Source organism: Bacillus sp. FSL R7-0166, assembly GCF_038008935.1.
GTDB classification, from domain to species: domain Bacteria; phylum Bacillota; class Bacilli; order Bacillales; family Bacillaceae; genus Bacillus; species Bacillus altitudinis.
The window spans coordinates 894,195-920,871 of sequence record NZ_JBBPAC010000001.1; the positions used below are offsets into that span (position 1 = coordinate 894,195).

The 26,677-nt window shown below is 40.2% G+C and carries 25 protein-coding genes and 1 tRNA gene; 21 read left to right on the forward strand and 5 right to left on the reverse strand.

All coding sequences use genetic code 11. From position 1 onward, the window contains the following. Nucleotides 1-11: 11 nt before the first annotated feature. From NST01_RS04565 to NST01_RS04595, 7 genes are all read left to right on the forward strand, one after another. Nucleotides 12-224 carry a hypothetical protein gene (locus tag NST01_RS04565; RefSeq protein WP_003211695.1) on the forward strand — a complete coding sequence of 71 codons (213 nt, stop codon included), beginning with the start codon at nucleotides 12-14 and terminating at the stop codon, nucleotides 222-224. A 115-nt stretch (nucleotides 225-339) separates the two neighbouring features. Continuing rightward, nucleotides 340-1,086 (forward strand): ABC transporter ATP-binding protein, encoded by a 747-nt coding sequence (locus tag NST01_RS04570; RefSeq protein WP_008349096.1) that lies wholly within the window; start codon nucleotides 340-342, stop codon nucleotides 1,084-1,086. Beyond that, nucleotides 1,064-2,530 carry a hypothetical protein gene (locus tag NST01_RS04575; RefSeq protein ID WP_341041578.1) on the forward strand — a complete coding sequence of 489 codons (1,467 nt, stop codon included), beginning with the start codon at nucleotides 1,064-1,066 and terminating at the stop codon, nucleotides 2,528-2,530. Before NST01_RS04570 ends, NST01_RS04575 begins: the two co-directional genes overlap by 23 nt. After that, on the forward strand, nucleotides 2,514-3,419 hold the full coding sequence (locus NST01_RS04580; RefSeq protein ID WP_341041579.1) for a PqqD family protein: 906 nt from the start codon (nucleotides 2,514-2,516) through the stop codon (nucleotides 3,417-3,419). Before NST01_RS04575 ends, NST01_RS04580 begins: the two co-directional genes overlap by 17 nt. Beyond that, nucleotides 3,416-3,697, forward strand: a complete 282-nt coding sequence (locus tag NST01_RS04585) for a hypothetical protein (RefSeq protein WP_008349089.1) — start codon at nucleotides 3,416-3,418, stop codon at nucleotides 3,695-3,697. Before NST01_RS04580 ends, NST01_RS04585 begins: the two co-directional genes overlap by 4 nt. Before the next feature lie 79 nt (nucleotides 3,698-3,776). Beyond that, nucleotides 3,777-4,433, forward strand: coding sequence for a hypothetical protein (locus NST01_RS04590; protein ID WP_268390533.1), 657 nt, complete (start codon nucleotides 3,777-3,779; stop codon nucleotides 4,431-4,433). 127 nt (nucleotides 4,434-4,560) lie between these two features. Then, a tRNA-Gly gene (locus NST01_RS04595) sits at nucleotides 4,561-4,634 on the forward strand. Between the two features lie 96 nt (nucleotides 4,635-4,730). Here NST01_RS04595 and NST01_RS04600 read toward each other — a convergent pair. Next, the gene (locus NST01_RS04600) at nucleotides 4,731-5,327 is read right to left on the reverse strand and encodes a hypothetical protein (RefSeq protein ID WP_341041580.1); all 597 of its coding nucleotides are present in this window, start codon (nucleotides 5,325-5,327) and stop codon (nucleotides 4,731-4,733) included. A gap of 83 nt (nucleotides 5,328-5,410) precedes the next feature. On the opposite strand from NST01_RS04600, the gene queG reads away from it, so the two are divergent. The 9 genes from queG (at nucleotide 5,411) to NST01_RS04645 (ending at nucleotide 15,251) form a co-directional block, all read left to right on the forward strand. Then, nucleotides 5,411-6,559 carry a tRNA epoxyqueuosine(34) reductase QueG gene (gene queG, locus NST01_RS04605; protein ID WP_251185416.1) on the forward strand — a complete coding sequence of 383 codons (1,149 nt, stop codon included), beginning with the start codon at nucleotides 5,411-5,413 and terminating at the stop codon, nucleotides 6,557-6,559. A 61-nt stretch (nucleotides 6,560-6,620) separates the two neighbouring features. Then, nucleotides 6,621-7,523 carry an amidase domain-containing protein gene (locus tag NST01_RS04610; RefSeq protein ID WP_008349082.1) on the forward strand — a complete coding sequence of 301 codons (903 nt, stop codon included), beginning with the start codon at nucleotides 6,621-6,623 and terminating at the stop codon, nucleotides 7,521-7,523. A gap of 43 nt (nucleotides 7,524-7,566) precedes the next feature. Then, nucleotides 7,567-8,040: a tRNA (uridine(34)/cytosine(34)/5-carboxymethylaminomethyluridine(34)-2'-O)-methyltransferase TrmL gene (gene trmL, locus NST01_RS04615; RefSeq protein WP_003211950.1), complete on the forward strand. Its 474-nt coding sequence runs from the start codon at nucleotides 7,567-7,569 to the stop codon at nucleotides 8,038-8,040. 442 nt (nucleotides 8,041-8,482) lie between these two features. Further along, nucleotides 8,483-10,378 (forward strand): PrkA family serine protein kinase, encoded by a 1,896-nt coding sequence (locus NST01_RS04620; protein ID WP_341041581.1) that lies wholly within the window; start codon nucleotides 8,483-8,485, stop codon nucleotides 10,376-10,378. 140 nt (nucleotides 10,379-10,518) lie between these two features. Further along, a complete protein-coding gene (gene yhbH / locus NST01_RS04625; RefSeq protein WP_007497035.1) occupies nucleotides 10,519-11,682 on the forward strand; it encodes a sporulation protein YhbH in 1,164 nt (387 codons plus the stop codon). Between the two features lie 362 nt (nucleotides 11,683-12,044). Continuing rightward, complete coding sequence (locus tag NST01_RS04630) at nucleotides 12,045-12,677, forward strand: HlyD family efflux transporter periplasmic adaptor subunit (RefSeq protein WP_007497037.1); 633 nt, start codon at nucleotides 12,045-12,047, stop codon at nucleotides 12,675-12,677. 39 nt (nucleotides 12,678-12,716) lie between these two features. Beyond that, nucleotides 12,717-14,336, forward strand: a complete 1,620-nt coding sequence (locus NST01_RS04635) for a DHA2 family efflux MFS transporter permease subunit (protein WP_041507548.1) — start codon at nucleotides 12,717-12,719, stop codon at nucleotides 14,334-14,336. Between the two features lie 17 nt (nucleotides 14,337-14,353). Continuing rightward, the gene (locus tag NST01_RS04640) at nucleotides 14,354-14,878 is read left to right on the forward strand and encodes a flavodoxin family protein (RefSeq protein ID WP_007497041.1); all 525 of its coding nucleotides are present in this window, start codon (nucleotides 14,354-14,356) and stop codon (nucleotides 14,876-14,878) included. Between the two features lie 13 nt (nucleotides 14,879-14,891). After that, nucleotides 14,892-15,251, forward strand: coding sequence for a hypothetical protein (locus NST01_RS04645; protein ID WP_017360371.1), 360 nt, complete (start codon nucleotides 14,892-14,894; stop codon nucleotides 15,249-15,251). A gap of 111 nt (nucleotides 15,252-15,362) precedes the next feature. Here the strand turns inward: NST01_RS04645 and cspB are convergent, their stop codons facing one another. Together cspB and NST01_RS04655 are read right to left on the reverse strand one after the other, a co-directional pair. Continuing rightward, nucleotides 15,363-15,563 carry a cold shock-like protein CspB gene (gene cspB / locus NST01_RS04650; protein ID WP_008349061.1) on the reverse strand — a complete coding sequence of 67 codons (201 nt, stop codon included), beginning with the start codon at nucleotides 15,561-15,563 and terminating at the stop codon, nucleotides 15,363-15,365. Between the two features lie 211 nt (nucleotides 15,564-15,774). Next, entirely contained in the window at nucleotides 15,775-16,866 is a 1,092-nt protein-coding gene (locus tag NST01_RS04655; RefSeq protein ID WP_181891778.1) for a GGDEF domain-containing protein, read from the reverse strand. A gap of 94 nt (nucleotides 16,867-16,960) precedes the next feature. Between NST01_RS04655 and NST01_RS04660 the strand changes: the two genes are divergently transcribed. After that, nucleotides 16,961-17,341, forward strand: a complete 381-nt coding sequence (locus NST01_RS04660; protein WP_212339165.1) for a hypothetical protein — start codon at nucleotides 16,961-16,963, stop codon at nucleotides 17,339-17,341. A 35-nt stretch (nucleotides 17,342-17,376) separates the two neighbouring features. On the opposite strand, the gene NST01_RS04665 is transcribed toward NST01_RS04660, so the two are convergent. Beyond that, on the reverse strand, nucleotides 17,377-17,793 hold the full coding sequence (locus tag NST01_RS04665) for a spore coat protein (protein ID WP_212339167.1): 417 nt from the start codon (nucleotides 17,791-17,793) through the stop codon (nucleotides 17,377-17,379). Between the two features lie 153 nt (nucleotides 17,794-17,946). On the opposite strand from NST01_RS04665, the gene NST01_RS04670 reads away from it, so the two are divergent. Together NST01_RS04670 and NST01_RS04675 are read left to right on the forward strand one after the other, a co-directional pair. Beyond that, nucleotides 17,947-18,453, forward strand: a complete 507-nt coding sequence (locus NST01_RS04670; RefSeq protein WP_008349054.1) for a YhcN/YlaJ family sporulation lipoprotein — start codon at nucleotides 17,947-17,949, stop codon at nucleotides 18,451-18,453. 156 nt (nucleotides 18,454-18,609) lie between these two features. Beyond that, entirely contained in the window at nucleotides 18,610-19,485 is an 876-nt protein-coding gene (locus NST01_RS04675; protein ID WP_041093337.1) for a hypothetical protein, read from the forward strand. A 28-nt stretch (nucleotides 19,486-19,513) separates the two neighbouring features. Here the strand turns inward: NST01_RS04675 and NST01_RS04680 are convergent, their stop codons facing one another. Continuing rightward, nucleotides 19,514-20,158 carry a spore coat protein gene (locus NST01_RS04680; protein WP_041093339.1) on the reverse strand — a complete coding sequence of 215 codons (645 nt, stop codon included), beginning with the start codon at nucleotides 20,156-20,158 and terminating at the stop codon, nucleotides 19,514-19,516. Between the two features lie 145 nt (nucleotides 20,159-20,303). On the opposite strand from NST01_RS04680, the gene NST01_RS04685 reads away from it, so the two are divergent. After that, nucleotides 20,304-23,666, forward strand: coding sequence for a CheR family methyltransferase (locus NST01_RS04685; RefSeq protein WP_341041582.1), 3,363 nt, complete (start codon nucleotides 20,304-20,306; stop codon nucleotides 23,664-23,666). A gap of 82 nt (nucleotides 23,667-23,748) precedes the next feature. Beyond that, entirely contained in the window at nucleotides 23,749-26,655 is a 2,907-nt protein-coding gene (locus NST01_RS04690; RefSeq protein WP_025207001.1) for a 5'-nucleotidase C-terminal domain-containing protein, read from the forward strand. Nucleotides 26,656-26,677: the final 22 nt, after the last annotated feature.

The window sequence follows — 26,677 nt, forward strand, 5'->3', positions numbered from 1 at the left end:
AGGTGAAAAGTATGACTTATGCAGCGCCGCAAGTTGACTATTCCACTATGGAACCTGCTATTATGGACCAAGCTTGGTTCTTAGTATTTGTTGCTGTCCTTCTTGGATTGGGAGCAACAGTTGTTCTAGGAGCAGCAGTTTGGTGTTTAGCAAACGGCAAGGGTAGCTTTACAGGAGCCGTTCAGTGGGAAAGTGGCTTAAAAGTCCAAATTGAATGTAAGTAGCTATACTTAGGATTCATCTTTTTACTTCTTAGATAAGACACCAGGGCTAAACCGTCTGTGGCGGGCGGTTTAGCCTGATCTGTTTTTAAAGAATATGCAGACACTTGGAGGTTATATGTTTACGATCGAGAATTTAACCAAGACGTATAAAAATAACGTGACTGCTGTCAATGATTTTCATTTGAAAATTGCCCCTCATCAAATCGTTGCTGTGGCTGGACCAAATGGATCCGGTAAAACAACGATGATTAACTGTGTACTCGGCATCATTAAGCATACAGAAGGAACCATTCATATCAAGGATGTCACAAATGATGATCCATCCTTTAAAAAACAAGTCGCCTATGTTCCAGATGATCTGCTGCTCCCTGAAGCATTGACTGGTGCTGAATATTTAGATTTTGTTTCTTCTATGTATGAATGTAAAACAATTCAAAGAAGAAATCAACTAATTGAATTGTTTGATATGGAATCAGCTTTATCAAGACCAATTGAAACCTATTCCCATGGCATGAAAAAAAAGACACAGCTGATTGCTGCCTTTATGCTTGAGAGTCAATTAGTGATCATGGATGAGCCCTTTAGAGGACTTGATATTGAAGCGGTTATAAACACAAAGAAACTGATGAAACGTTATGCCGAGCACCATGGTGCAATCTTGCTTTCAACGCATGATATGCTTTCAGCGGAAGAGCTGTGCCACAAGATCGCCATTATTTCTAAAGGAAATAAAATGGATGAAGGGACGGTTTCAGCCTTAAAAGAAAAGTATCAATCAAGCACATTGGAACAGGTGTTTCTGAAAGCTTCAATGTTAAGTGATAGGGGTGCACATTTTGATGAAATCATTAATCATTTCTAAAATGATGCTTAAAATGTGGCAGCAGGAGATGTATAAGCTCTTTGATACTCAAACGAAGCGAATCATTGTGGTCTTATTCTTTTTGTTTGCAGTCACAATGGGAGCCATCATCGGATACAGTTTTACGGGTGTCTTTATGAAGGCTTTCTTAAATGGAGATGAACGTTCACTTGGGTTGTTGGTTGTGTCGATGGCAATCAATGCATCCATTTTTACAAGCTTGTTATTTGTGCTGATCAAAGTCAGAACACCTGAACAAGATCGTTTTTCTATGCAGCTCAGCTGGTTTCCGCTGTCTACCTTTCAAAAAAGTCTTGGTTACTTCATTCCGATGGTGACAGTCGTCACAGGGCTTGTTTTATTTTTCATCGGGATCTTGCTTTTACCTAATTTTATTGCACAAGGGATCAGTATTTTCTTTATTCTTACGTTCTTTTTGATGGTGCTGTTGCAATCACTCTTTGTCTTAACACTGCTTCAGCTCATTTACAACGTGACTTATTTACTCGTACTAAAATTAAAATTACCGTTGCAAAAATTTGCAGCGATATTTGTTTTATTAGCGCTAGTTGTAGCGTATGGAATGACACATTTCGACATCAATCAAATACAGCAATCATATGTACAGTTTGATTATCATTTGATGTATTTTACAGCACCGTTTTTCTTAGCGGCACAAGGGATGTCTCCTGACGGGGTGAATTATGCGATGTTGATCCTCTTCATCCTATTATCTGCGGGAGGCGCATTTATTTCTCTTTCTTTAATGCCAATTATGGCTGAGAAAAAAGCGTTAACCTTTCTGCACAAACTGCCATTTTCATCTTCGAAAAAGTGGTCACTCATTGTAAAGGAAATAAAGTCACAAGTGAGAAATGAAGAAAATATTTTAAATTTTCTCATCCTCCTTATTGTCATTTTATTTGTCCGTTATCAGTTTGCCTTCCGCTTTGAAGGAGAAGCTTTTTTTGTCTTATGTGCGCTAGCTGGGTTAACAGCTTTTAATTCATTTGGCAATGACAAACGTATGCTTGGGATGTATAAAACGTTTGGTCTAAGGCCGTGGGAAGTGGCTCTTTATAAGTTTCTCGGACTTTTGCTCGTTGGTGTGATCCAAATTGTTTTATTTATGATCACAACACTGACGCTACCGGATCAGATCTGGATCGTGTTGATTGGTGCTGCTGTCTTGTGTAATGCAACGGCTCTCTTTTATGTGGTGGGTATTTTATTGCCCCTTGATCGAAATAATCCTTACACAGGCATTTTCTCGTTTGGAGCGCTTATTTTAATCATGATTCCGATTGTATTTATTGGAAACTATGTGATAGGGGAATCGAGTCAAATGATTCAGTGGCTGCTTGTGGCAGGATTTGAATGTCTGCTCATCTTTGCCATATATAAAGGTTTTTCATGGAGGTATTCACATGATTCAACTTCTTAACACTAAGCTAAAGATTGAGCGGGTGCCGGCACTTGCGCCTTATGTGACTTTACAAAAAAGGCATTTGACTGATACGCAGTACGGAAGCTCACTTCCAATTAACGAAAGTGCATATCATATGTTAACGAAAGTGGATGGTCAAAGGACAGAGGCGAGTATTACGGCAGAGCTCGCCGATTTGTTTCAAGTCGATGAGTCTGTGATTGCCCGCGATTTTTATCAATTGATGATGGGGCTGAATCAGCATCACTTGCTATCGATTCATTATCAATCACCATATCGAGCTGTCACAGCCTGCTGTCAATTTTTTAAACAGTATCAAGTAAAGATGAAAGAGCGGTTTGACTGCACGGGTCATTCATTTCTTCACATACTAGGCACGGCTCTGCTGATGGTGACGCGTAAAATCATTTTTTTCTGGGTGCTCTTTATGATCATGGCGGGAATCGCCTTTTTATTTATTCCTGATCCATCGATTGCAGCCATTGCCATTTATTTTACGATTATTTATTTCGGATTAATTACAGGAACTGCCTTGCATGAGGCGGCACATGGGTATGCACATCGGAAGTTCGCCGGCCGGGATGGTCCTCAAGGCTTTTTTGCGAGCGATATGATGTCTGTGAAATTTGTGAGGCCTGTTTTAGATCCATTTCAGAAAAAACAGGTGTGGATTACACTGCTTGGTCCGCTTTTGCCGGGGCTCATTGGCGCAGCCGGAATCATTGTGACTGTTTTATTTCTAAAAGAAAATCCAATTTCGACAGGGTTTTTCATTTTTTCAATCACGTATTTTATTCAATTGCTCTACCTTCTTCCGTTTATGGGGGATGGTAAGTCTATTATGAAGCAGTTATTGCTTGGTGGAATGGGAGGACAACGATCATGAACGTTCAGGCAATGAAACAAGGTGCAATTGTTGGTAGTTTCCTAGGTTTCTTAGGTTTTCCGATGCTGACCATTGGTGTTCTGTTCTATCACTTATTTCAATCAAAAACAAATAATGAATTATTATTTAACAGTCTTGCTTTTGAAATGGAAGGTTCGTCTGCATTTACGTTCCAAATCAAACCAAACTTTTTTATTTATATGGTTGTCATTTTTGCTGTCAGTTTTCTCATTGTGGCATTCCTATCAGCCATGAAACAGAAAAAAGCGAAAGATTAGGAGAATTCTCCTAATCTTTTTTTGTATAATCAACCAAATTTTAGTATAATAAAGAATAAAAATACTAAAGGGGATATCAATGATTAAGAAATGGAGCATTCTTTTATTTACTGTTTTTCTATTAGCAGGATGCGGCGAGAAGGCTGCAGAAACAACAACGACAGAGAAAACGGTCTCTAAAATAGAAACAGAGTCTGACTCTAAAAACCAAGTAACGATTGAAAAAATGAAATTGACAAAGAAAGAAAAAAACTTACTAGAGGCATCAACGACGAATGAAATAGTAGCTCTTACACTTAAAGGATTAACGAAGAATGATAAGAGTATTACTTTTATCGGGAGCCACTACAAAAATGGCCGACTAGTTGATAAGGAAGTATCTTCTTCGACTTTTACGTTACATCAGGATGGAACTGACCAAACGATGAATGTACTCTTTCAACTAAGTCATGAGAAAGATATATTCAACTCACAATTTAGCATTTGGTCAGATAAGAAGAATGGCGGAATAACGAAAGCGACGTCAAGCTTTCCATTCAAAGTAAGTGATTATGTCTTCTCTGCACAATCTGAATCTGTTAAAGTCGCTTCAGGAGATAAGGCACTCATTGCGTACACAGCGGCAATGGGGAAAAATGGCGATGTTCCTATGCTTGATAAAATTGAAAAAAATCCAAAGCAAGCGCTGAAACATATTTCACATGCCTACTTATTTTATATCCAGCTCGATAAATAACTATCGTAATATATATGGAGAATATGAAATTTTTTGACGAAAAATCTTCATATTCTCTTGACGAATTGTTAAGAAAGTTGTAACATAATAAAAGTCAACGCAATGACGATGTCTTTAAAAGATTGATGCGGGTGTAGTTTAGTGGTAAAACCTCAGCCTTCCAAGCTGATGTCGTGAGTTCGATTCTCATCACCCGCTCCAATACATAATTTTGTTTATAACGCAGTATTTCGTTTCATAGATAAACGAAGTGTTGCGTTTTTTATTATGTCAGTATAATGTAAAGAGCACTGTGACCTACAGTGCTTTTTCAATGAGTTCATATTTACTTTCTCCACCATGTATTTGTATAAACATCTTCGTCAAGGATTGTATAAGTGCCTCACTCTTTTCCCGGGAAATAGATGGTGGGAAGAGAATGATTTGAAGAATGCTTTTTGTGTCTTGAGAAATTTGAGCTTTACTTGGTTGAGAAAATAACCCTTTAAGCTCTGCGCCATCCTGCCATTCAATATGACCAGTTTCATTTTTGGATAATGAAAGAGGCCCTTTCAATTGATCGGCATCTAATGTAAGGATAGGCAAGAAATATTTTAATGAAAAAAATATCGACAAATCCTGTACGGAATTGGTCGAGTCAATAAATTGTTCTTTTTGAATATCAGCAAGAAGCGGAAGAAAAGGGACATCTTCTAGAAGATTTGTCCATTCTTTGATCGCTGGTACTTCTTCCAAAGTTTGATCTTCATATTCAAAAAACAAAGATTCTTGAAACAGGCGCAGTCGGCCTTTTAACATTTGAGGGGATTTTCCTATCTCAATATGTGAATATTCAATCTGTCCAACATGGATAGACGGGCTTTGAGGTTGGGAGATTTTCATTTGTATCTTCACAGTGACTCACTCCAATCGGTCATGATACACTCGTATTATACTGAAAACAACTGAAGAAACAAAGAAAGGAGGTTTGCAAGGTGATTCATGTTGGACAATTAAAAGAAGAGTTAATTCAATATGCGAACGAAATTGGTGTCGATAAAATTCGATTTGCAAGTGCTGATACATTTGATTCATTAAAGGACCGCCTCATCTTACATGAATCGTTAGGGTATTTGTCCGGTTTTGAAGAGCCTGATATCGAAAAACGAACAAATCCTGCTTTGCTGCTTCCAAAAGCAAAATCAATTGTCGCCATTGCGCTCGCATATCCTTCTAAAATGAAAGATGCTCCCCGAAGTACAAAGGATGCAAGAAGAGGGATTTTTTGCAGGGCTTCATGGGGAACTGATTATCATGTTGTGCTGAAAAAAAAGCTCGACATGCTTGAAGAGTTTTTGCGCAGTAAACACGAAGATATACGGACAAAATCAATGGTGGACACAGGTGAATTGTCTGACCGTGCTGTAGCCGAACGTGCTGGCATTGGCTTTAGTGCAAAGAACTGTATGATTATCACACCAGAGTTCGGATCTTATGTCTATTTGGCTGAGATGATTACAAATGTTCCATTTGAACCGGATGAGAAAATAGAAGACCAGTGCGGAACTTGTAATAAATGTGTGGATTCATGCCCAACGGGTGCTCTTGTGAATCCAGGCCAGCTCAATTCTCAAAGGTGTATTTCGTTTTTAACACAGACAAAAGGGTTTTTACCTGACGAATTTCGCTCGAAAATAGGGAATCGGTTGTATGGATGTGATACGTGCCAAACGGTCTGCCCAATTAATAAAGGGAAAGACTTTCATCTACATCCTGAAATGGAGCCAGATCCTGAAATTGCAAAGCCGCTCTTAAAGCCACTGCTGACAATCAGCAATCGTGAGTTTAAAGAGAAGTATGGTCATGTTTCTGGATCATGGCGAGGGAAAAAGCCTATTCAGCGGAATGCCATTTTGGCACTTGCTCACTTTAAAGATGCATCTGCTTTGCCAGATTTGGTTGAACTGATGCATAAAGATCCAAGACCGGTCATTCGAGGCACGTCTGCTTGGGCAATCGGTAAAATTGGCGATGGTCAGCAGCTTTCAGAACTCGAAAAAGCCCTTGAGCGGGAAAGTGATGAAGAAGCAAAACAAGAGATCATCAAAGGGATTGAATTGTTACAAACACCTTTAAATACTAAATAACCTCCCATTGAACATAGAATGAACCAAACAGAGATGTTAAAAAAAGTTTGGTGGTGTCTGTGTGAAACAATTATTAGAACAAACGTTAGAAGACAGACTGGCATATTTATTAAATGGCAGTACGATCAAACAGCCGCAGCTGATGTCTGATGTGGACGCTGTGGAGCGAAAGAAAGAGCTGTTTGCAAGAAGACAAGTTGAGATTGTCAAGGCGAAAGCAAAAGCAAAACTTCTCGATTCAGCTATTCAAGATGATGGAGCTCAGCAAGTACAATATCTCGCGCACCTCACTTATGTCTGTAAGGATATAGACGATTCTTTTTATTTAGAGGAACAGGTTGAGAAAAGAGAAGCGTTTCTTTATAACGACATGCTTGTGAAAGATCGGATGATGTTAGAAGAACGACAAAAGGAAGATCAGGTGGATGAGCGCTTCCAAAATGAAGACCAATTTGGAAGAGCTTTTCACTATGACCGGCGTGCAGCTGTTCAATATGCTGAGACGTATTGGAATAAACGAAATCCAGCCTATAAAAATTTCGAAGATAACTGTACGAATTTTATTTCACAATGTCTAAAAGCAGGGAATGCGCCAACGAGAGGATATCCGAACCGTGGATCTGGCTGGTGGGTTCGTCCACATACATGGAGCTACAGCTGGACGGTGGCCCATTCGATGAAAAATTATTTAGCGAATTCCAAAGCGGGGTTGAGAGCGAAGAAGCTCAAGGAGCCGCAGGAGCTTCAAATAGGTGATGTTATTTGCTACGATTTTGAAGGTGACGGTAGGTATAATCATACAACCATTGTCGTTGATCATGATAAAGGCGGAATGCCTCTTGTGAATGCACAAACGTATGACAGCCGTATGCGTTACTGGTCGTATGAAGATTCAACGGCTTATACACCTAGTATTCGTTATACGTTTTTTCACATTTTGGACGATGCTCCGAAGGATAGTTAATGGTATAATGTTGAGCGGAAAAGAAAATTAGAGGTGAACTTTTTTGGGACTTCATGTCGTTTTATATCAACCAGAAATTCCAGCTAATACTGGAAATATTGCGCGAACATGTGCAGCAACAAATACAACACTTCATCTGATTCGTCCGCTTGGTTTTTCGACAGATGATAAAATGCTGAAGCGTGCAGGACTCGATTATTGGAAATATGCCAATGTCGTCTATCATGATTCATTAGATGAATTGTTTGAGGCTCATCCGAAGGGGCAATTTTTCTATATCACAAAGTTTGGGCAAAAGCCGCATACAACGTTTGATTACTCGCAGCTAGATGAAGACTACTTCTTTGTATTTGGCAGAGAGACGAGTGGATTGCCAAAAGATTTGATTGAACGGAATATGGATCGCTGTCTACGTTTACCGATGACAGAGCATGTTCGTTCACTGAATCTATCGAATACGGCAGCGATTCTTGTGTATGAGGCGCTTCGCCAGCAGCAATACCGAGATTTGATATAAGAACAAGATAAAAGCCGAGATCCCATCTCGCTTTCAGTGAATATGTAAGTGCTGAAAATATGAACGAAATGAAAAAGGATGTTCCGCTGATGGAACATCCTTTTTTTCATTTACCGGGCTTGCCTTCGTAGCCAGCTGTGAAAATGGATACTAAAAACGTAATGATGACGCCCATCATAATGACCGTTCTCATATAAGCTCCCCCTTATCCCTTTGTTCCTTTGCTGCCGGTTTCATATGTTGTGAAGTTCGCCTTGAAAAGCAGGAGATGAAGATCATTTTTCTCCTGTTTTTCCTTTATTATGAAGGGTCTTGCCGATGGTTGTCAATTCAGTTTGCCAATTCGTCATTTTGAAGAACGAAAGCATGTAATAGGACGCCTCCGCATAGATTGTAAAACAGTATCTGATTTCTAGCTTCAATCTTGAAAGAGGAGGTTCATATGGATATTTTAAAGAAAATTGAACAGCACAGAGAAGAAGAGCAGCGACTGAAATGGGAAGGCACATTCAGCGAATATTTAGATATTATTAGAGAAAATCCACTTGTCGCTCAATCTGCTCATTCTCGCGTTTATCATATGATTAAGGACAGCGGGATTGAAGAGGAGAATGGGGTCAGAACCTACAAATTTTTTGATCAGGAGCTTTTTGGATTAGAGGAATCATTGGAAAGGCTAGTGGAAGAGTATTTTCACCCTGCGGCTAAACGTTTAGATGTCAGAAAGCGTATTTTATTGTTAATGGGTCCAGTCAGCGGCGGGAAATCGACGCTTGTCACAAGGCTGAAAAGAGGGCTGGAAGAGTATTCACTAACAGATCATGGCGCAGTCTATGCGATTAAAGGCTGCCCAATGCATGAAGATCCGCTTCATCTCATTCCGCAAAATCTGCGGGAGGATTTCTATAGAGAATACGGCATACGTGTGCAGGGGAATTTATCACCTTTGAACTTGATGAGGCTCGAAGAGGAATATGGTGGCCGCATTGAGGATGTGAGAGTGGAACGAATTTTTTTCTCAGAGGACAAACGGACCGGCATTGGTACCTTCAGCCCGTCGGATCCGAAATCTCAGGACATTGCCGACTTAACAGGAAGTATTGATTTTTCAACGATTGCTGAATTTGGTTCAGAGTCAGACCCGCGTGCGTACCGGTTTGATGGAGAGCTCAATAAAGCGAACCGTGGAATGATGGAATTTCAGGAGATGTTAAAGTGTGATGAGAAATTTCTATGGCATCTTCTTTCATTAACGCAGGAGGGAAATTTTAAGGCAGGGCGTTTTGCGTTGATTAGTGCGGATGAATTGATTGTTGCACATACGAATGAAACGGAGTACCGGTCATTTATTTCAAATAAAAAGAACGAGGCTTTACACTCAAGAATTATTGTGATGCCGATCCCTTATAATTTAAAGGTGACAGAGGAAGAACGCATCTATCATAAGATGATTTCAGAAAGTGATGTCTCAGATGTTCATATTGCGCCGCATACGCTAAAGGTGGCTGCGATGTTCTCTATTTTGACAAGGCTGAAAGAGCCGAAGCGGTCTGATATCGATTTGGTGAAAAAAATGCGACTATATGATGGGGAAAGTGTCGAAGGTTTCCAATCTGTTGATATTGATGAGATGAAAAAGGAATTTCATGACGAAGGAATGAGCGGAATTGACCCGAGATATGTCATTAACCGCATTTCATCCACTATTATTCGAAAGAACATGGAATCCATCAATGCACTGGATGTTCTCCGTTCCTTAAAAGAGGGACTCGATCAGCATCCATCGATCTCAAGTGAAGATCGGGAACGTTATTTGAATTTTATTTCTGTCGCACGAAAAGAGTATGACGATATGGCGAAGAAGGAAGTTCAAAAGGCATTTGTGTATTCCTATGAGGAGTCTGCGAAAACTCTCATGGATAATTACTTAGATAATGTTGAGGCGTACTGCAATAAAAACAAACTGCGTGATCCGTTAACAGGTGAAGAAATGAATCCTGATGAAAAGCTCATGCGTTCAATTGAGGAACAGATCGGCATTTCTGAAAACGCCAAAAAGGCATTCAGAGAAGAAATCCTCATTCGGATTTCGGCTTATGCGAGAAAGGGCAAACGCTTTGATTATAATTCTCACGAGAGATTACGAGAAGCCATTCAGAAGAAGCTCTTTGCCGATTTGAAAGATGTCGTGAAAATTACAACATCGACGAAAACGCCGGATGAGCAGCAGTTGAAAAAGGTCAATGAAGTAGTGGCGCGATTGATTGATGAGCATGGCTATAATTCTACAAGTGCAAATGAACTCTTAAAATATGTAGGCAGTCTTCTGAATCGTTAATAAATGAAGGAGGCATTATTGGCGCAAACCAGCACCGGTAATGTCTTTTTTAAAAATCGTCGTCATTTCGACGACGACCAGCATACGATAATGGAATCGATGGGTACAAGAATTGTGCAAAAAGGTGAGGAGGGGGATGGATGTCCCGGCAAGAAAAAAGTCAGTTTATTGTGTCTCAGGAAGACTGGTCCCTCCATCGAAAAGGCTTTGATGACCAGCAGCGTCATCAGAAAAAAGTCAAAGAGGCGATTAAAAACAATTTGCCGGATCTTGTCACAGAGGAAAGCATCATCATGTCTAATGGCAAAGATGTGGTCAAAATTCCGATCCGTTCTTTAGATGAATATAAAATTCGGTACAACTATGATAAAAATAAGCATGTAGGTCAAGGAGATGGAGACAGCCAAGTTGGCGATGTGGTCGCTCGGGATGGATCTGACAGTAAGCAAGGGCAGGGAAAAGGTCAAGGTGCTGGAGATCAAGCCGGTGATGATTATTACGAAGCTGAAGTCTCATTAATGGATTTAGAGGAAGCGCTATTTCGTGAGCTGGAGCTACCAAATCTTAAACAAAAGGAACTTGATGATATCGTTGTCGAGGAAATTGAGTTTAATGATATTCGCAAAACGGGGTTAACCGGTAATATCCATAAAAAACGAACAATGCTGTCAGCATTTAAACGAAATGCCATGACAGGAAGCCCTTCCTTTTATCCCATTTATCCAGAGGATATTAAGTATAAGACGTGGAATGAAGTCACCAAACCAGAATCGAAAGCGGTTGTCCTAGCGATGATGGATACGAGCGGAAGTATGGGGCTTTGGGAAAAATATATGGCAAGAAGCTTTTTCTTTTGGATGACACGTTTCTTGCGGACAAAGTATGAGACAGTCGAGATCGAATTCATTGCCCACCATACAGAGGCGAAGGTCGTAGACGAGGAGCACTTCTTTTCTCGGGGAGAGAGCGGGGGAACCATTTGTTCTTCTGTCTATCGAAAGGCACTAGAGCTCATAGACGAACGATATCCCCCGTCACGATATAATATTTATCCTTTCCATTTTTCTGATGGTGACAATTTGACCTCTGATAATGCACGGTGCGTGAAGCTCGTTTCTGAAATTATGAAAAAAGCCAATTTATTTTGTTATGGTGAAGTGAATCAATATAATCGGCATTCTACGTTAATGTCAGCATATAAACATATTCAGGATGAGAAATTTAAGCATTATATTTTGAAGCAAAAATCAGACGTTTTTCTCGCATTAAAAAAATTTTTTCAGCAGGAAGAAGTTCTTTCTTAAAGAGAACATTCAAAAAAACCTTTCAGCATAAGGGCTGAAAGGTTTTTTATGTGGAGAAGGAAGGGATCACCAGAAAAAAAGTAAAACTTTCTCTTTGACATTTCAATTTTCATTTATTAATATTTAATCTTGTTAAATATAAGTTTTTCAAAAAAGATGCCGATCGTCTTTTCTTCTTTTTCTGCTTTTTGCTCATAAGTGAACAATAAGTATAAATGGGCTGCACACCATTTTCAGCGGAGTAGAAAAAGGGGAAACAGACAGCTCTATGAGCTTGTTTCATAATCTGTCAGATGATGGGCATTCTAAGTTTGCTAAAGCAGATGACACTATATTTTTATACATGAAAGGAGAAACAAAACATGAACAGAGGGCGTTTATTGCTAACAAATATTATTGGCCTTATTGTGATTCTTGCCATTATTGCCGGAGGTGCTTATTACTACTACGAAAGCACAAACTTCGTAAAAACAGATGAAGCAAAAGTGACAGGTGACATGTACCAAATTACAGCGCCAGCAGCTGGACAAATCAAAGGCTGGGATATCAATGAAGGTGACGAAGTGCAAAAAGACAGCACAGTGGCAAAAGTTGAAGGAGAAGCAAAAACAAACATTAAAGCAGTGGCTGATGGCACATTAGTCAAAAAAGAAGTACAAAACAACCAACAAGTGCAGCCTGGGACAGTTCTTGGTGAAACGATTGACCTAAGCAAGCTTTACATTACAGCGAATATTAAAGAAACAGACATTAAGAACATTGAAAAAGGTGACAAAGTGGACATCGTTGTAGACGGCGATCCTGATACAACATTTGAAGGAACAGTTGAACAAATTGGTTATGCAACAAACTCAACATTCAATATGCTGCCAGCCACAAACTCAAGTGGTAACTACACGAAAGTGACACAAAAAGTAGCAGTGAAAATTTCAATTAAAAATCCATCTGACAAAGTACTTCCAGGTATGAATGCTTCTGTCAAAATTTCATCTTAATGATGACTGATATCAAAAAATGAAAGGAGGTTGTCTGAGATGGCAAATCAACCTGCAGCGACAAAACAGGGAGCAGGCTCCTTGTCTTTACTGATCATTTTAATGGCCGGTTTGTTCGTAGCGATTTTAAACCAAACGCTTTTGAACGTAGCCATGCCCCATTTAATGACTGAATTTAATGTGAGTGCGACGACAATTCAGTGGCTTACAACAGGTTACATGCTTGTTAACGGTGTGCTCATTCCGTTATCTGCGTTTTTAATCACACGTTTTGGCCAGCGCAGCTTATTCCTCGTGGCGATGATTTCATTTACACTAGGGACTTTTATTTGCGGTATTGCGCCAAACTTTTCTACGATGCTGATTGGTCGTTTGATTCAGGCAGTCGGTGGCGGTATCTTACAGCCGCTCGTCATGACAACAATCCTTTTTATTTTCCCTCCAGAAAACAGAGGGAAAGGAATGGGGATTTTTGGTCTTGCGATGATGTTTGCGCCAGCTGTCGGACCAACGTTATCTGGTTATATTATTGAACACTATTCATGGCGTATTATGTTTTATGGACTTGTACCAATCGGTGCGATTGTCATTATCGCGGCTTTCTTTATGTTTAAAAATATTGTAGAGCCTAAAAAAATCAAGCTGGACACTCTTGGTGCGATTCTGTCGATCGTTGGTTTTGCTTCGCTTCTATACGGAGTGAGTGAAGCGGGAAGTGATGGTTGGACAGATCCAATCGTTTTATCTACGATTATCATTGGTGCGATTGCGATCATTCTCTTTATTTTCCAACAGCTAAAAGCGGATAATCCGATGCTTGATTTCCGCGTGTTTAAATACAGTATTTTCTCATTATCAAGTGTTATCAACATTATTATTACTGTTGCCTTATACACTGGGATGTTCTTACTTCCGATCTACTTGCAGAACCTCGTTGGGTTTACTGCACTGCAATCGGGGTTATTAATGCTTCCAGGGGCACTTGCGATGCTCATTATGTCCCCAATTTCAGGGATCTTGTTTGATAAATTTGGACCTCGTCCACTTGCCATTGTGGGGATGCTAATTACGGTTGTCACCACATACGAGTTTACAAGGCTGACGATTGATACATCTTATAGTCACATTGTGCTCATGTATGCAGTACGTGCCTTTGGTATGTCACTCTTGATGATGCCAGTCATGACTGCTGGGATGAACCAATTACCGCAACATTTAAACAGTCATGGTACAGCGATGTCAAACACACTGAGACAAATCAGTGGTTCAATCGGTACGAGTTTGATCACGACGATTTATACAAATCGCACGACATTCCATTATTCCAATATGGCAGATCAAACGAATACAGCTGACCCGTTCTTTATGAATTCATTCCAGGCGGCTGTCTCTAATGTGATGCACCATATGGGCATGACAGCAGAAGCTGCTCAAAAATATGTGTCGACCCAGCTCTTTACGAAAGCTCAAGTTGATTCCAATGTGATGGGCATCAATGATGCTTACATGTGGGTGACATTATTCTGTGCAGCTGGTGTGATTCTCAGCTTGTTCCTGCGAGATGTACGTAAGGATAAAAAGCGAAAAGAAAAGCAGGATAAGAAACAAGAAATGACATTGCTTCCAGCACCTAAGGAAGCAAACCAAGATGCAAGATAAGTGTGGAGGGACCGTACATGAAAATTTATGTCGTATACGATAGTGAAGGTGACCATACAAAAGCACTTGCAGAAGCGATTGCAGCTGGCGCAGGTGAAACAGAGCAAGCTGAAGTGTTCATTGATCATGTGAAAGATGCGGATATCCGCAAGCTTGATCAAATGGATGCAATCATTTGGGGCTGCCCTGGTCACTTTGGTACCATTAGTTCTGGATTAAAGACATGGATTGACCGACTTGGGTATTTATGGGCAGAAGGAAAACTCATCGATAAAGTCGGTGCCGTTTTCTGTACCACTGCAACAACACACGGCGGATTAGAAATGACGATGCATAATTTGATTACGCCAATGTTCCATCAAGGGATGCTTGTGGTCGGCCTTCCTGGAAATGTTCCAGAAAATGCGTTATATGGCTCTTATTATGGAGCAGGTGTGACGTGCCCGATTGATTCTGATGAAGTGATTTCTTCAGAAGGCATTGAGCTGGGGAAAGCATTAGGAAGACGTGTAGCATCAGTCACTGCGTCATTTAAGCGATAAGGAGAGGGTTCTTTTGGCGACGATTATTGTAGCGTTAGTAGCTGCTGTTCTAGTCATTATCGGATTAGTAGCGTTCAATGTCAGACACGCTTCGGCCGAGAAGGAAGAGATCAAAGAAGATGTATCGAATCATCCTGACGTGCCGCATAGCGAGCCAGAAGTTGCGGCGAGACCTGTAGAGCCTGAAGTGGAAGAAAAAGCGTCAGAGCCTTCTCAGACAGATGATGCTCCGTCAGGTGATGATTTCTATAGACAGGCGCTTCAAAAGTTTAAACAGCCAGAACCACCTGTCAAAGAAGAAGAACCAGAGACGAAAATGAATGATGATATGTATCGTTCTGCTTTACAGAAACTAAAGCAGAAGGACAAATAAAAAGAGAACCTCTCGTCAGGTTCTCTTTTTTATTACACAAAAAAACCGCCGGCATAAGCCGAGCGGTTTTCCTTCACTCTATAAAGTGCTAAAAGAGCAGATGCTCTTAAATTACGCTTTGTTAACGTTAGCAGCTTGTGGTCCACGGTTACCTTCAACGATTTCGAAAGAAACTGATTGACCTTCTTCTAAAGTTTTGAAGCCTTCGCCTTGGATAGCAGAGAAGTGAACGAATACATCGTCTTGACCTTCTACTTCGATGAATCCGAAACCTTTTTCAGAGTTGAACCATTTTACTTTACCTTCTAACATGAAATTTCCTCCTAAAGCGATCTTAACGCTTAAATTCACTATTCTTGCTCTTACACAAACTTCAAAGACGAAAACTCTTTCAAAACTTTCTTCTTAAAGATGATACGAACAAAAATAATTACCTTTACTTTACCAGTGTTTGCGGGAAAAAACAACTGTTATACGAAAACTTTTTTAAAAATAATTAGCGCTAACAAATTGAGGAAAAAGCCTATGTTATGTGTTCTCTTTTTCGTCCAGAAAAGCTCACTTTGTTTCTGCCTGACTGCTTCGCTTTATAGAGCTCCTGGTCTGCAATAATCGGTAATTGTTTCATGTTTTCACTTGTTCCTGCATCATAAGCACATCCAATTGACACCGTAATGTGAATCGATGTTCCGTTTTGTAAATAAATTGGCTGATCCGCCATTTTTTTTCGTAAACGTTCCGCAATTTGCCATGTTTTTTCAACGGAACAATTCGGTAAAAGCACAGCAAATTCTTCACCGCCGATCCGCCCAATATAATCAGAGCTTCTTGTGTTCTTAATCAGCCTTGTTCCGATTTCTTTTAAAACGATATCTCCCTCATGATGTCCATACTGATCATTGATGGTTTTGAAATAATCGATGTCTAGGTAAATCAAGGACATTTGATGGATAGGTTGCTTTAAGTTCAGAGAAAAAGCATCACTTAATATTTCATCGAATTTCCGTTTATTTAAAACACCAGTTAAAAAGTCATAATGAGCTTGGAATTTATACAAATTTAACATCTGATACGCTTTTGTTTGATGCTCAATGACATAAAAGTTAAATAAACCGGCAATATACGAGAAAATCCAATAGGCAGTATGCAGTTCAAACGATCTTTCATTGACGATGATGATAAATAAAATCGTCGCAATGACGTTGCTCATGGTAATCGATAACAGCATTTTTACGACGTGATTGATATGACGCTCAGCAATTAAAAAGGAAGCTGTGGCGATAAATATCATGGAAAAAATATTAATGAAAGAAGCGACATTGGCTTCGATTAATAATCGGCCAATAATGATCACACAGGCTGCAATGAACGTTTGTGCAATGCCTCCATAAAATGCCGTTAAAATAAGGGGGATATGTCTTAAATCGATGATGGCTGGTCCTGCTTTAATAGAGAAAAACATTAAGAGGACACCGAGTAACCCAGAAATCATTCCTTTAAAAATTTGTCTGAGCAGGGTGTCTTCCTTTTTTAAAAAATTCTCTTTAAACACAAGCATCAATAAATAATGGAAAGTGACAAGAATTGTTAAATTAATAAAGAGGTCTCTTAGCAAAATAAAATCACCTTTTTAAAATTACTAAAATTTGTTGCAAAAGAAAAGGGGAAACAAGATAATTAATAAAAATTTCACTTATGAGGGGTTTAAAATGAGGAGAAATCAATTTCCAGATCGAACGGACTGGCTTTCTTTTTTTGAGACGTGGCCTGATGAAGGGTTTGAACGGGATATGCCCATTGAATATCAAGATCTAACGTTTCGGTTTGAGAATGAGGAAGAGCGATTTATAGTGACGATGTCTTTTGGAGTACAAGAATTTTCTTTGAAGGCTGTTCGAAAAAAGGACGCATCCGTTTTAGGAGTATATGCCTTTAAAACTGTGCGACATGTAGAAATAAAAAAGGATCGGCAGCATGAAAAAGAGCTGTTGATACTATTAGATGGTGTGGAACGGTTTGTTATCACGATCGAAATCACCTTCTTACCTTCCTTCTGCATCATGGTGAAAGAGCATTTTTCAGGAGAATGAACAGGAGCCTTTCTGAAAAAAGGCTCCTGTTTTAGTTATTTGTGCTCGATGTCATTGAGCACTTGCTGAATAGATTCATCATCCATTACATTCATGACACTTTCATCAATGTGAAGAGACTGGGCGTAAGACTCTCTCGGCGGCTGATGAGTTTGGTATGTTTTTGATGATGTTTGATGCTGATTTGTTTCATTTGGCTGGACAGCGGTGAATGCCTGCTTGATCATTTGTCCGACTTCAGCTGTGCCTTTTGAGTCTTTACGTGAATGCGAATGGGACTCATGGCGAGATGGCTCATGCTGGTGTTGATCTTTGCCTTTCATCATTGAGGACAAATTCATTTGAGTCATGCTGCTTAGTCTTCTCCGTAATAGTGGTGAAAATAATGCAATGATGGCTGTTGATGCTGCGATCATTGCACCAGTACTCATACCTTTTCTCTTTTTAAACAAACGAATCCCTCCATTTGATCGTGATGATACTTCTTCATCATGTTTAGGATGACCAATCAAGGCTGATTTATGAATTCATTGCTGAAATAGAGGATGTGTGCATAAAAAGTCTGCTGGATGAAAAACCTATGAGCAAAAGGAGGGAATCAATTGATGAATAAGAAATGGATGCTATCTTTATTACTCGTTCCAACATTGATCACTGCTGGGTGTGGAATGAACAACCAGGGCGATGAACGAAGAGGAACAATGAAACGACAGTATGAAAATGTCACATATAAGAACGACAACATGAGACAGGATCAACCAAATGTGCAGACACCTCAGAAGGTGAAAGTGGCAGATAAGGCATCAGAGCTTGTTGCCAACATGTCTGAAGTGAAAACAGCGAACGTACTTGTCACAGGGAAAAATGCATTTGTTGCTGTCGTGCTTGAAGGCAATAAAAGCGGAGATGTAACAGACGATTTGAAAAAGAAAATTTCTGACAAAGTCAAATCGACGGATCAACAAATTGATAATGTGTATGTATCTGCTAATCCAGACTTTGTCGATCGTATGGCAGGGTACGGAAAACGTATTAGAAGTGGAGAACCAATTTCAGGATTCTTCGACGAGTTTACTGAAACGGTTCGACGTGTCTTCCCTGAATCAAAATAGCTACGACAAAAGCCGTATGTCATATGCGGCTTTTTTGTTTGGAACCGCACCTTGCGCACCTGACTGCATAAAGTAAAAAATATATCACCTCTTGTTGATCTTTGTTTTTTCATAGAAAGAGAAAGAGGTTGCAGGATGAATTCAGGTGGGGAGTAAATGAAAGCAAAACCGTCATTAATTCATAAAAAACTTGTAAGCGGAATGATTGCAGCAGGTTTGATTTTTTATGCGTTCACTGCGTACTTGATTTATGTAGCGTTCCAGCTGGCAGAGCAATATCTAGAGCAGCATTCTTCGCCTAAAACGGTTTTAACGGAAGGACTCAATAAGCAAGTCTATGAACATATTCGAATCTACTATGCAGAGGATGAGGGCGCCTTTGTCGATCTGACCATAGAAGCGCTTGAGCAGGCAAAGAAGAGGACGATGTCAGTGTTTCAGTATGAAGCTGATAAACCGTTAGATATCATTTATTTTGATGATAAAGAGACGATTGAGCAATTTGCCGGTATCAAGCATATTACAGGTTTTTATTCTGATGTTGATCATATGATTGGATTATACCCAGATAAACGGGAAGAATTGTTGAAGAAAGAGACACTGCCTTTATACTTTTTCAACACGTTATTCATTCATGAGTATGCCCATTTTGTTTTCTATGAAAAGGTGCATGCATATAAGGTATCTCCAGTCGTCTTTCCCCTTTGGTTCCATGAAGGAACAGCAGAATGGACGGCCTATGATGTGCTGAATGCCACGTCTGAACGGTTTGACGTCATTCCTTTTAAATCTCTTTATTCTGATCAAGACTGGCAAGAATCTCGCACGACGTATGAGACAGATGTTTATTTACAAAGCTACTATATGATCTATGAGCTTGTGGAGCTTTATGGACGAGATGTCATACATGAGATCATGGAGGAAACGGCGAAAACTAGTCGTTTTGATAGAGGGTTTGAACAAGCGACAGGACAACGTCTCACAGATTTTGAAGAGCAATTTAAACTGAAATATCAAAGAAAAAACGGCTGACCTGAAAATCGGGTAGCCGTTTTTTTGTTTAATGAAGCGGTTTTTGCTGGTTGGCTTTGCTCGGCGGCATCTGCACTTGTCCCTGCATAGGGGCAAATGTAGATGTCATCGCCTGCATATCTTGAGCTGTAAGCTGCGGAACTTGATAATAGCTATGTTTGTTTTGATATAAGAAAATTTCATACGCCATTTCAATAAAGTTCGGGATTTGCGCTGCAAGCACACGTCGTACCACAGGGTTTGTGACCTCTAATGCAGTCATTGAGAGTAATCCAGCATGAGATTTCACGAGACCAAGCATATGCCCTGTAATTCCCGCATCCTTTACATCCTGTAATGATTGATTTGGCTTCTTAGGCTGAGATGGTTTTATTCCGTATGTCACCTGTGTCTGTTCGTTCATCATATAAGTAGATGTTTCTTCACTAGGCTTTTGACCAGTAGAAAAGCAATCTACCGTGACGTTGTACTGGGACAATACAAATTGATATTGTCGATCTAACATGTCGGATAATGCGGGATCTTGGATAAATTGCCGAAAGATCATGTATTGATCCAAAATATTAATGGTCCCTGCTAATACCTCATTTAAATCAAATAACTCATGCCCGCCATGATTGAATTGGGGCTGCTGGACATGTCCTTGAACGTTTGGTTGCTGATCGTTTTGCATAAAGAATCCTCCTTCTGTTTTATACAGTCTGTTTTAATGTGAGGAAGTTTTCCTCCTTTCATGCAAAAAACATTATTTACAATTAGAGGGTTTTCTTCCTTTTTGTCGAAAAAATGTATCAGACGAATGAACATGGGGGTACCAGATGCAGGACAAAATCATTAATCGTTTGATAGAAGACGAACATGTGCAGGCACCAGTGATTGGCATCGGTGTTTCGCCGTTTGAACAGCATCATCTTGAGGCTTTTTTTCAATCATTTCCGCATGAATTAAATGCCTCTTTTATTGTTGTGCAAAATCATGTGACAGGCGATTGTGTAACTGATTTGGAAGCACTTGTTTTACCGATTGGCTACCGGGCAAAGCCGATTAAGCATGGTGAGAAAGTCATGAAAAATACGATTTATGTTTGTCCGCAGCATGCAGCTGTGACATTGACAGAAGACAAACGGCTACACATAACAGAGCAGCATCCTACAAACAAGGCGTGTGCTGTAAATTCGTTGTTTCAGTCACTTGCCAATGTGCAAAAGGAAGAGGCCTATGCGATCTTTTTTCAAAAAGGCTATTGTGTAGGAAGTGGTTTGCTTCAAATCGTTGAGCAAGGCGGTACAGCTATATCGTGCAGTGAGACAAATAGGGGGTTTGATCGTATGTATCATCAAACATTTCAAGACCCTTCTGCACTTGCGTCATATATAGCCAACATCATCAACGTTCCGCATACAGATGTTGCAGACCCTGTTTTGATCAGAATCATTGAACGTCTTGAAATGCATAAAGGAATTGCATTTTCAACCTATGAGAAGCGCAGACTGCTCTCTGTCATTCAAAAAAGAATGAGGAGTGCGAACCAATCGATCTCCTTATTGTCCGAGTACGATCGTTTATTAGAGAGAGAACCAGATGAGCTTGATCGCCTGCATGTACAGCTTTTAAGCGGCACGACTTCCTTTTTTAGAGATATGGAAGCCTTTCGAGTATGTGAACATCACATCATTCCGTCGATCATTGAAAACACAATGAAAAATGGGAAATCTCGATGCCGCATTTGGATTGCAGGATGTTCTACAGGTGAAGAAGCCTATTCTTTTGCGATGTTATTTTTAGAAGAAATGAAACGAAGACAAGTGTCCATTGAACTTCAAGTGTTTGCAACAGACATCAACCGGAAAGCCATCCAAAGTGCAAGCAAAGGTGTTTATTCGCTTGAGTCTATGGCACGGATGCCAGAAAAATGGAGGGCGCGATATTTCGAAAAAAAAGGTGACGCTTTTATTGTGAAGCAGTCGCTTAGAAAACATATTGTCTTTGCTCCTCACAATTTATTGATCGATTCACCTTTTATCCACCTCGATTTTATCAGTTGCCGAAATGTTCTGATGTACTTCCAGCCAGAAGTACAAAAACGAGTCTTATCTCGATTCCAATATGCACTAAAGGATCAAGGGATGTTGATATTAGGACCGAATGAAAAGGTACCCAATATCCCTCGTTTATTTCATTTGTTAAATGAAAAGTGGAACATTTACACCCACTCAAACGTTCCTAAATACAATGTAGGTCATACGGAGTTAAAAAAACGAGCTGTCCAATATATGAAAGAAGTAGAGCAGGAGTATGATGCATGTTTCATCATAGACGATTGCGAGAAAATCCTCGCGATATCAAACGGTGCCTATTCTTTCTTAGCGCATGCAGAAGTCTCAGATGAATTATGTGAATATGTAACCCCTGATTATATGAAAGAGATACTAAGTCAAAGCTTTCAAAAGGTATGGACTGAAGAGACTGAGGTTGTTTTTCAACATGTCCTCATTTCGGAAAATGGCAGAAAGCAGTATGCAGATTTTACAGTGAAACATTTTGATCGCCGTTTTAAAGGAGTATACGTCATTCTCATTCGGAAGAGTGAGAGAGGAAAAAATCAAAAGAACGGCAGGGACAAAGGGATGTTAGAGCAGAATTCGGTTTATCAACAGCGAATTGTCGATTTAGAAAACGAGCTCAATGAGGTCAAACAAAAGGAGCAAGAAGCAAGGGCTCAATTAAAAGAAAAAAACAAGCAAATAGAAGTGCGCGAGAAAACAAACGAGCATTTTATTAATATCATAAACAACTTAAAGGTGACAAGAGAAGAACTGTACCGGCCGTCTGTGAAGCCAGAACTTGCCACGTTGTTTGTGGACCGGGAAATGAATATTCGCTATCACACTCCTACAGCTACCTCTTTATTCACTTCAGCTCAAACCCGGCACCAGCAAACGTTTCAGTCGATGGTGAAGAAGCTATCGAAGGAAATGCTCTATCATGATATTCAATCTGTCATTTCAGATAGGCGCGTGATCGAACGTGAAATTGAAACGAACGAAGGAGAACAATTCACGGTTCATATGACACCTTTCTATGATCAAGATCGCGAGGGAGCGGTGATGACCTGGATCAAAATGACCGAAATGACGAAATTGAAGCAGGCTCTTCATCTTGCGGTGACAGCACTTGATAACAGCCATATTCATATTGTGGTTGCAACGGGAGAAGGCGTTATTCAGTGTGTCAATCAGCGCTTTTGTCAGTTTGTACAGCAGCATGAATATGACTTGATCGGAAAAGATATTTTTTCTGTCTATTATGCGTTGTGTCAATGTGATGATCTAGCGAAACAATGGGACGTGTGTTTAAGAGAGGGCAGCTGGACAGGTGAGTTGTATTTTCAGGACTTATCAGGGCGTGAGCGATGGGAAAGAGTCTCTTTACACCGAATCGATGACCCTGACAAAATGCAGTCTACTGTCATGCGGATTTCGGAGGATATTACAAGTCAAAAACAGTCTGAGAAAATGCTGATGAAGTCTGAAATGCTGTCAGCAGTTGGACAGCTTGCAGCTGGTATTGCCCATGAGATACGTAACCCACTTACGTCGTTAAAAGGCTTTTTACAGCTAATGATTCAAAGTAAAAAGTATCAGAAGGATTATGCCGATGTGATGATGTCAGAGTTTAATCGGCTTGAGTCTATTATTAACGAATTCCTTGTGCTCTCTAGAAGCAAATCTGTTAAATTTGAACCGGTGAATGTGAATCTTCTGCTCGAAGAAGTCATTATGGTCGTTGAATCTCAGGCGGTCTTAAAAGGAGTGTCGATTCAAAAGAATCTGGCGCCCTCTCTGCCACATATTCAAGGCATTCCAAATGAACTAAAACAAGTGTTCCTTAACATTCTTAAAAATGGAATTGAAGCGATGGATGGAGTAACAGGTGTGATCCAAGTGACTTCATTATTGAAAAACGACCAAATGATGCTGATATTTGAAGACCAAGGAAAGGGCATACCAGAAGACGAGATTGGGAAATTAGGTGAACCTTTTTACACAACGAAAGAAAAAGGCACGGGTCTTGGATTAATGATGACCATTAAGATTATTGAAAGCCATGGCGGTACCATTCGTTTTGAGAGCAAAAGCTTTGAAGGGACACGTGTGATTATTACGTTTCCAAGTAATTGAGATCAGCTTTACATGAAATCCATCCATTCTCAATAATTGCTTTGTACAATAGAAGAGATGAAGTTCAAAGGGGAGAAATCTAATGAAACGTATACAATCCATTCGAATGGTCTGTTGTTTGATTTTGGTGATATTTAGTCTGCAATCTTTACTGCCTAGTATGATGACAGCTGAGGCGTTTTCTTCTTCTGAGAAAAAGGAGACTTTATGGAAACAAACAAAGCCGATGAACATAAAAAAAGCCCGAAAACTGATAGGAGAAACGGTAACGGTGAGCGGAATCGTAACAGCAGATCAATCCGCTATAGGGAATGGGAAACTATCAACATATATTCAAGACAAAACAGCTGGTCTCAATATTTATTCTGCGCAGCCGAAGAATTTTCCAGAACTGAAAGCAGGCATGAAGGTCACGGTGACTGGCAAGGTGACGACTTATAAAGGGCTCGTTGAAATTGTGCCAGATCAAGATCGTCTGAAGATAGATGCTGTGAATCAGCCATTGCCTTCGCCAAAGAAAGTTTCCATTAAACAATTGGAATCGGATCAGGCAAGCAAATATGAAGGAAGATTAGTGAAGGTAAAAGGCTATGTAGAACAAGCGCCAGATCAGCCAGCTGGCGGTGGATACAATGTGGTCATCATCGATAAAAAATATCATAGCACAGTTCTTAGAGTCATGGTTGATACGGGTGCCATTGATCAAGTGAAGACCGGAAAATGGTATGAGTTTACTGGCGTTTTAAGCAGATATGATACGCTGCAAGTACTTCCAAGACACAAAACCGATGTCAAATTGCTGAAGCACCAGCCAAAGCCGCCAAAAATCAAAAAAGAATATGAGGCAACGGTAGATCGTGTTGTGGATGGAGATACCATTCATTTGAAGAAGCCTGTGCTCGGCACAACAAAGGTACGCTTCGTGAATATGGACACACCAGAAACCTACCACCAGCCCAAAAATGAATTAGATCAAAACCAGCTGCGCTTTGGACAAAAAGCGACGGATTATTTAAAAACGCTTCTTTCAAGTGGTGATCGAGTCACATTAAAGATTGGCCCGGAAGCAAAGGATGGATATGGACGTCTTTTAGCTCAAGTCAAAACCAAAAAAGGGCTGAATACGAACCTAGAGCTTGTGAAAAAAGGATATGCCCCTACTTATTTCATTTGGCCTGTTGGAGATGAAAAAGAGTATCGGATGTTCCAGCAAGCAGTGAAAGATGCCAAGGAAAAAGGGCTTGGTATTTGGAATGAAGAAGATCCTCTGCTAGAACAGCCGTTTGAATTTAGAGCACGCGAGCAGAAAAAAGGGCTCACACGTTATGTGGGGGATTCATCTGCAAAAACCTACGTATCACCTGACAGCTGGAATGAGATCGATGTGGATAAACGTATCTTTTTTGCTTCTAAAGAAGAAGCAGAGCAGGCTGGATATCAGGCGTCAGCATCAACCCGTGAAGTTCCATTAACCATTTTAAGCATGAATGATTTACATGGGAAAATTGATCAGCAATATGAGCTGGATGTAAAAGGTGATGGCAGTAAAGGAACATATGGACGGATGGATTATGTGGCGGCTTATATAAAACAAAAGCAAGCTGCGCAAAAAAATACACTGACAGTTCATGCAGGAGATATGATAGGCGGAAGCTCGCCGGTTTCTTCTCTTTTACAAGATGAACCAACCGTTGAACTAATGGAGAACATCGGCTTTGATGTTGGGACTGTCGGCAACCATGAGTTTGATGAAGGTGTAGATGAATTATTGCGCATCTTAAAAGGTGGAGATCACCCGAAAGGCACAAAAGGATACGATGGGCAGAACTTCCCGCTTGTTTGTGCAAACTGCGAATACAAGGACACTGGCAAACCACTTTTACCGGCCTATGAAATCATGGATGTCGAAGGAATTCCTGTGGCTTTTATCGGGGTAGTGACAACATCAGCGGCAGGAATGGTCATGCCAGAAGGAATTAAAGATATTCAATTTACTGATGAAGTCAAAGCTGTCAATGAAGCAACGAAAGAATTAAAGCAAAAAGGGATTAAAGCGATCGCAGTTCTGGCTCATATGACCGCCTCTCAAAATGGTGATACCATTACTGGAGAAAGCGCAAGGCTCGCCAAAGAAGGTGATGACGAAATTGATGTCATTTTCGCTGGCCATAATCACGAAGTGGTCAATGGAGAAATGAATGGAAAATTAATTGTCCAAGCCTTTGAATACGGAAAGGCAATTGGAGAAGTCAATGTCACACTTGACCGGAAAACAAAGGATATTGTCAAAAAGAGTGCAAACATCCAGTATGTAGACCAGGCTGGTATTGAAAAGGATCAGGAAGCAGCGGACATTTTAGCCCATTACGGAAAAGAAGTGGAGCCGATTATTAGTGAGGTTGTTGGAGAAGCTGGCGTCAAGATGGAAGGTGGCTATTCCAATGATGGTGATACACCACTTGGCAACCTCATTGCGGATGGCATGAGATATTCAATGAAAAGTGACTTTGCCATGATGAATGGCGGCGGTATCAGACAAAATCTCGAAAAAGGACCCATTACTTGGGGAGACCTCTTTAATATTCAGCCATTTGGAAATGTGTTAGTAAAGCTGGACATCAAGGGGAAAGATTTAGTTGATATCATTGAAGCTCAAATATCTCCTCAATTTGGACCAGATTATAGCATTTCAGGCTTTTCTTATTCGTACGATCCGTTAACATATAAAGTAGTCGACTTAAAACTGCCTGATGGTTCTTCCGTTGATTTCGATAAAACGTATACACTCACAGTGAACAACTTCATGGCGACTGCCACTGGAAGTAAGTATGCACCGATTGGGCGGCTAGGGAAAAATCCGGAAACAGGCCCAGAAGATTTAGAAGCAACGGTTGCTTTTGTAAAGAGCTTCGAGGGAGCTTCTATTGTGTATCAAAAAGAGGGCCGAATTCAACAAGCGAAACAAGAAGAAAAGGCAGCAGCAAGCTAAAGAATCATCAGCAAAGACAAAG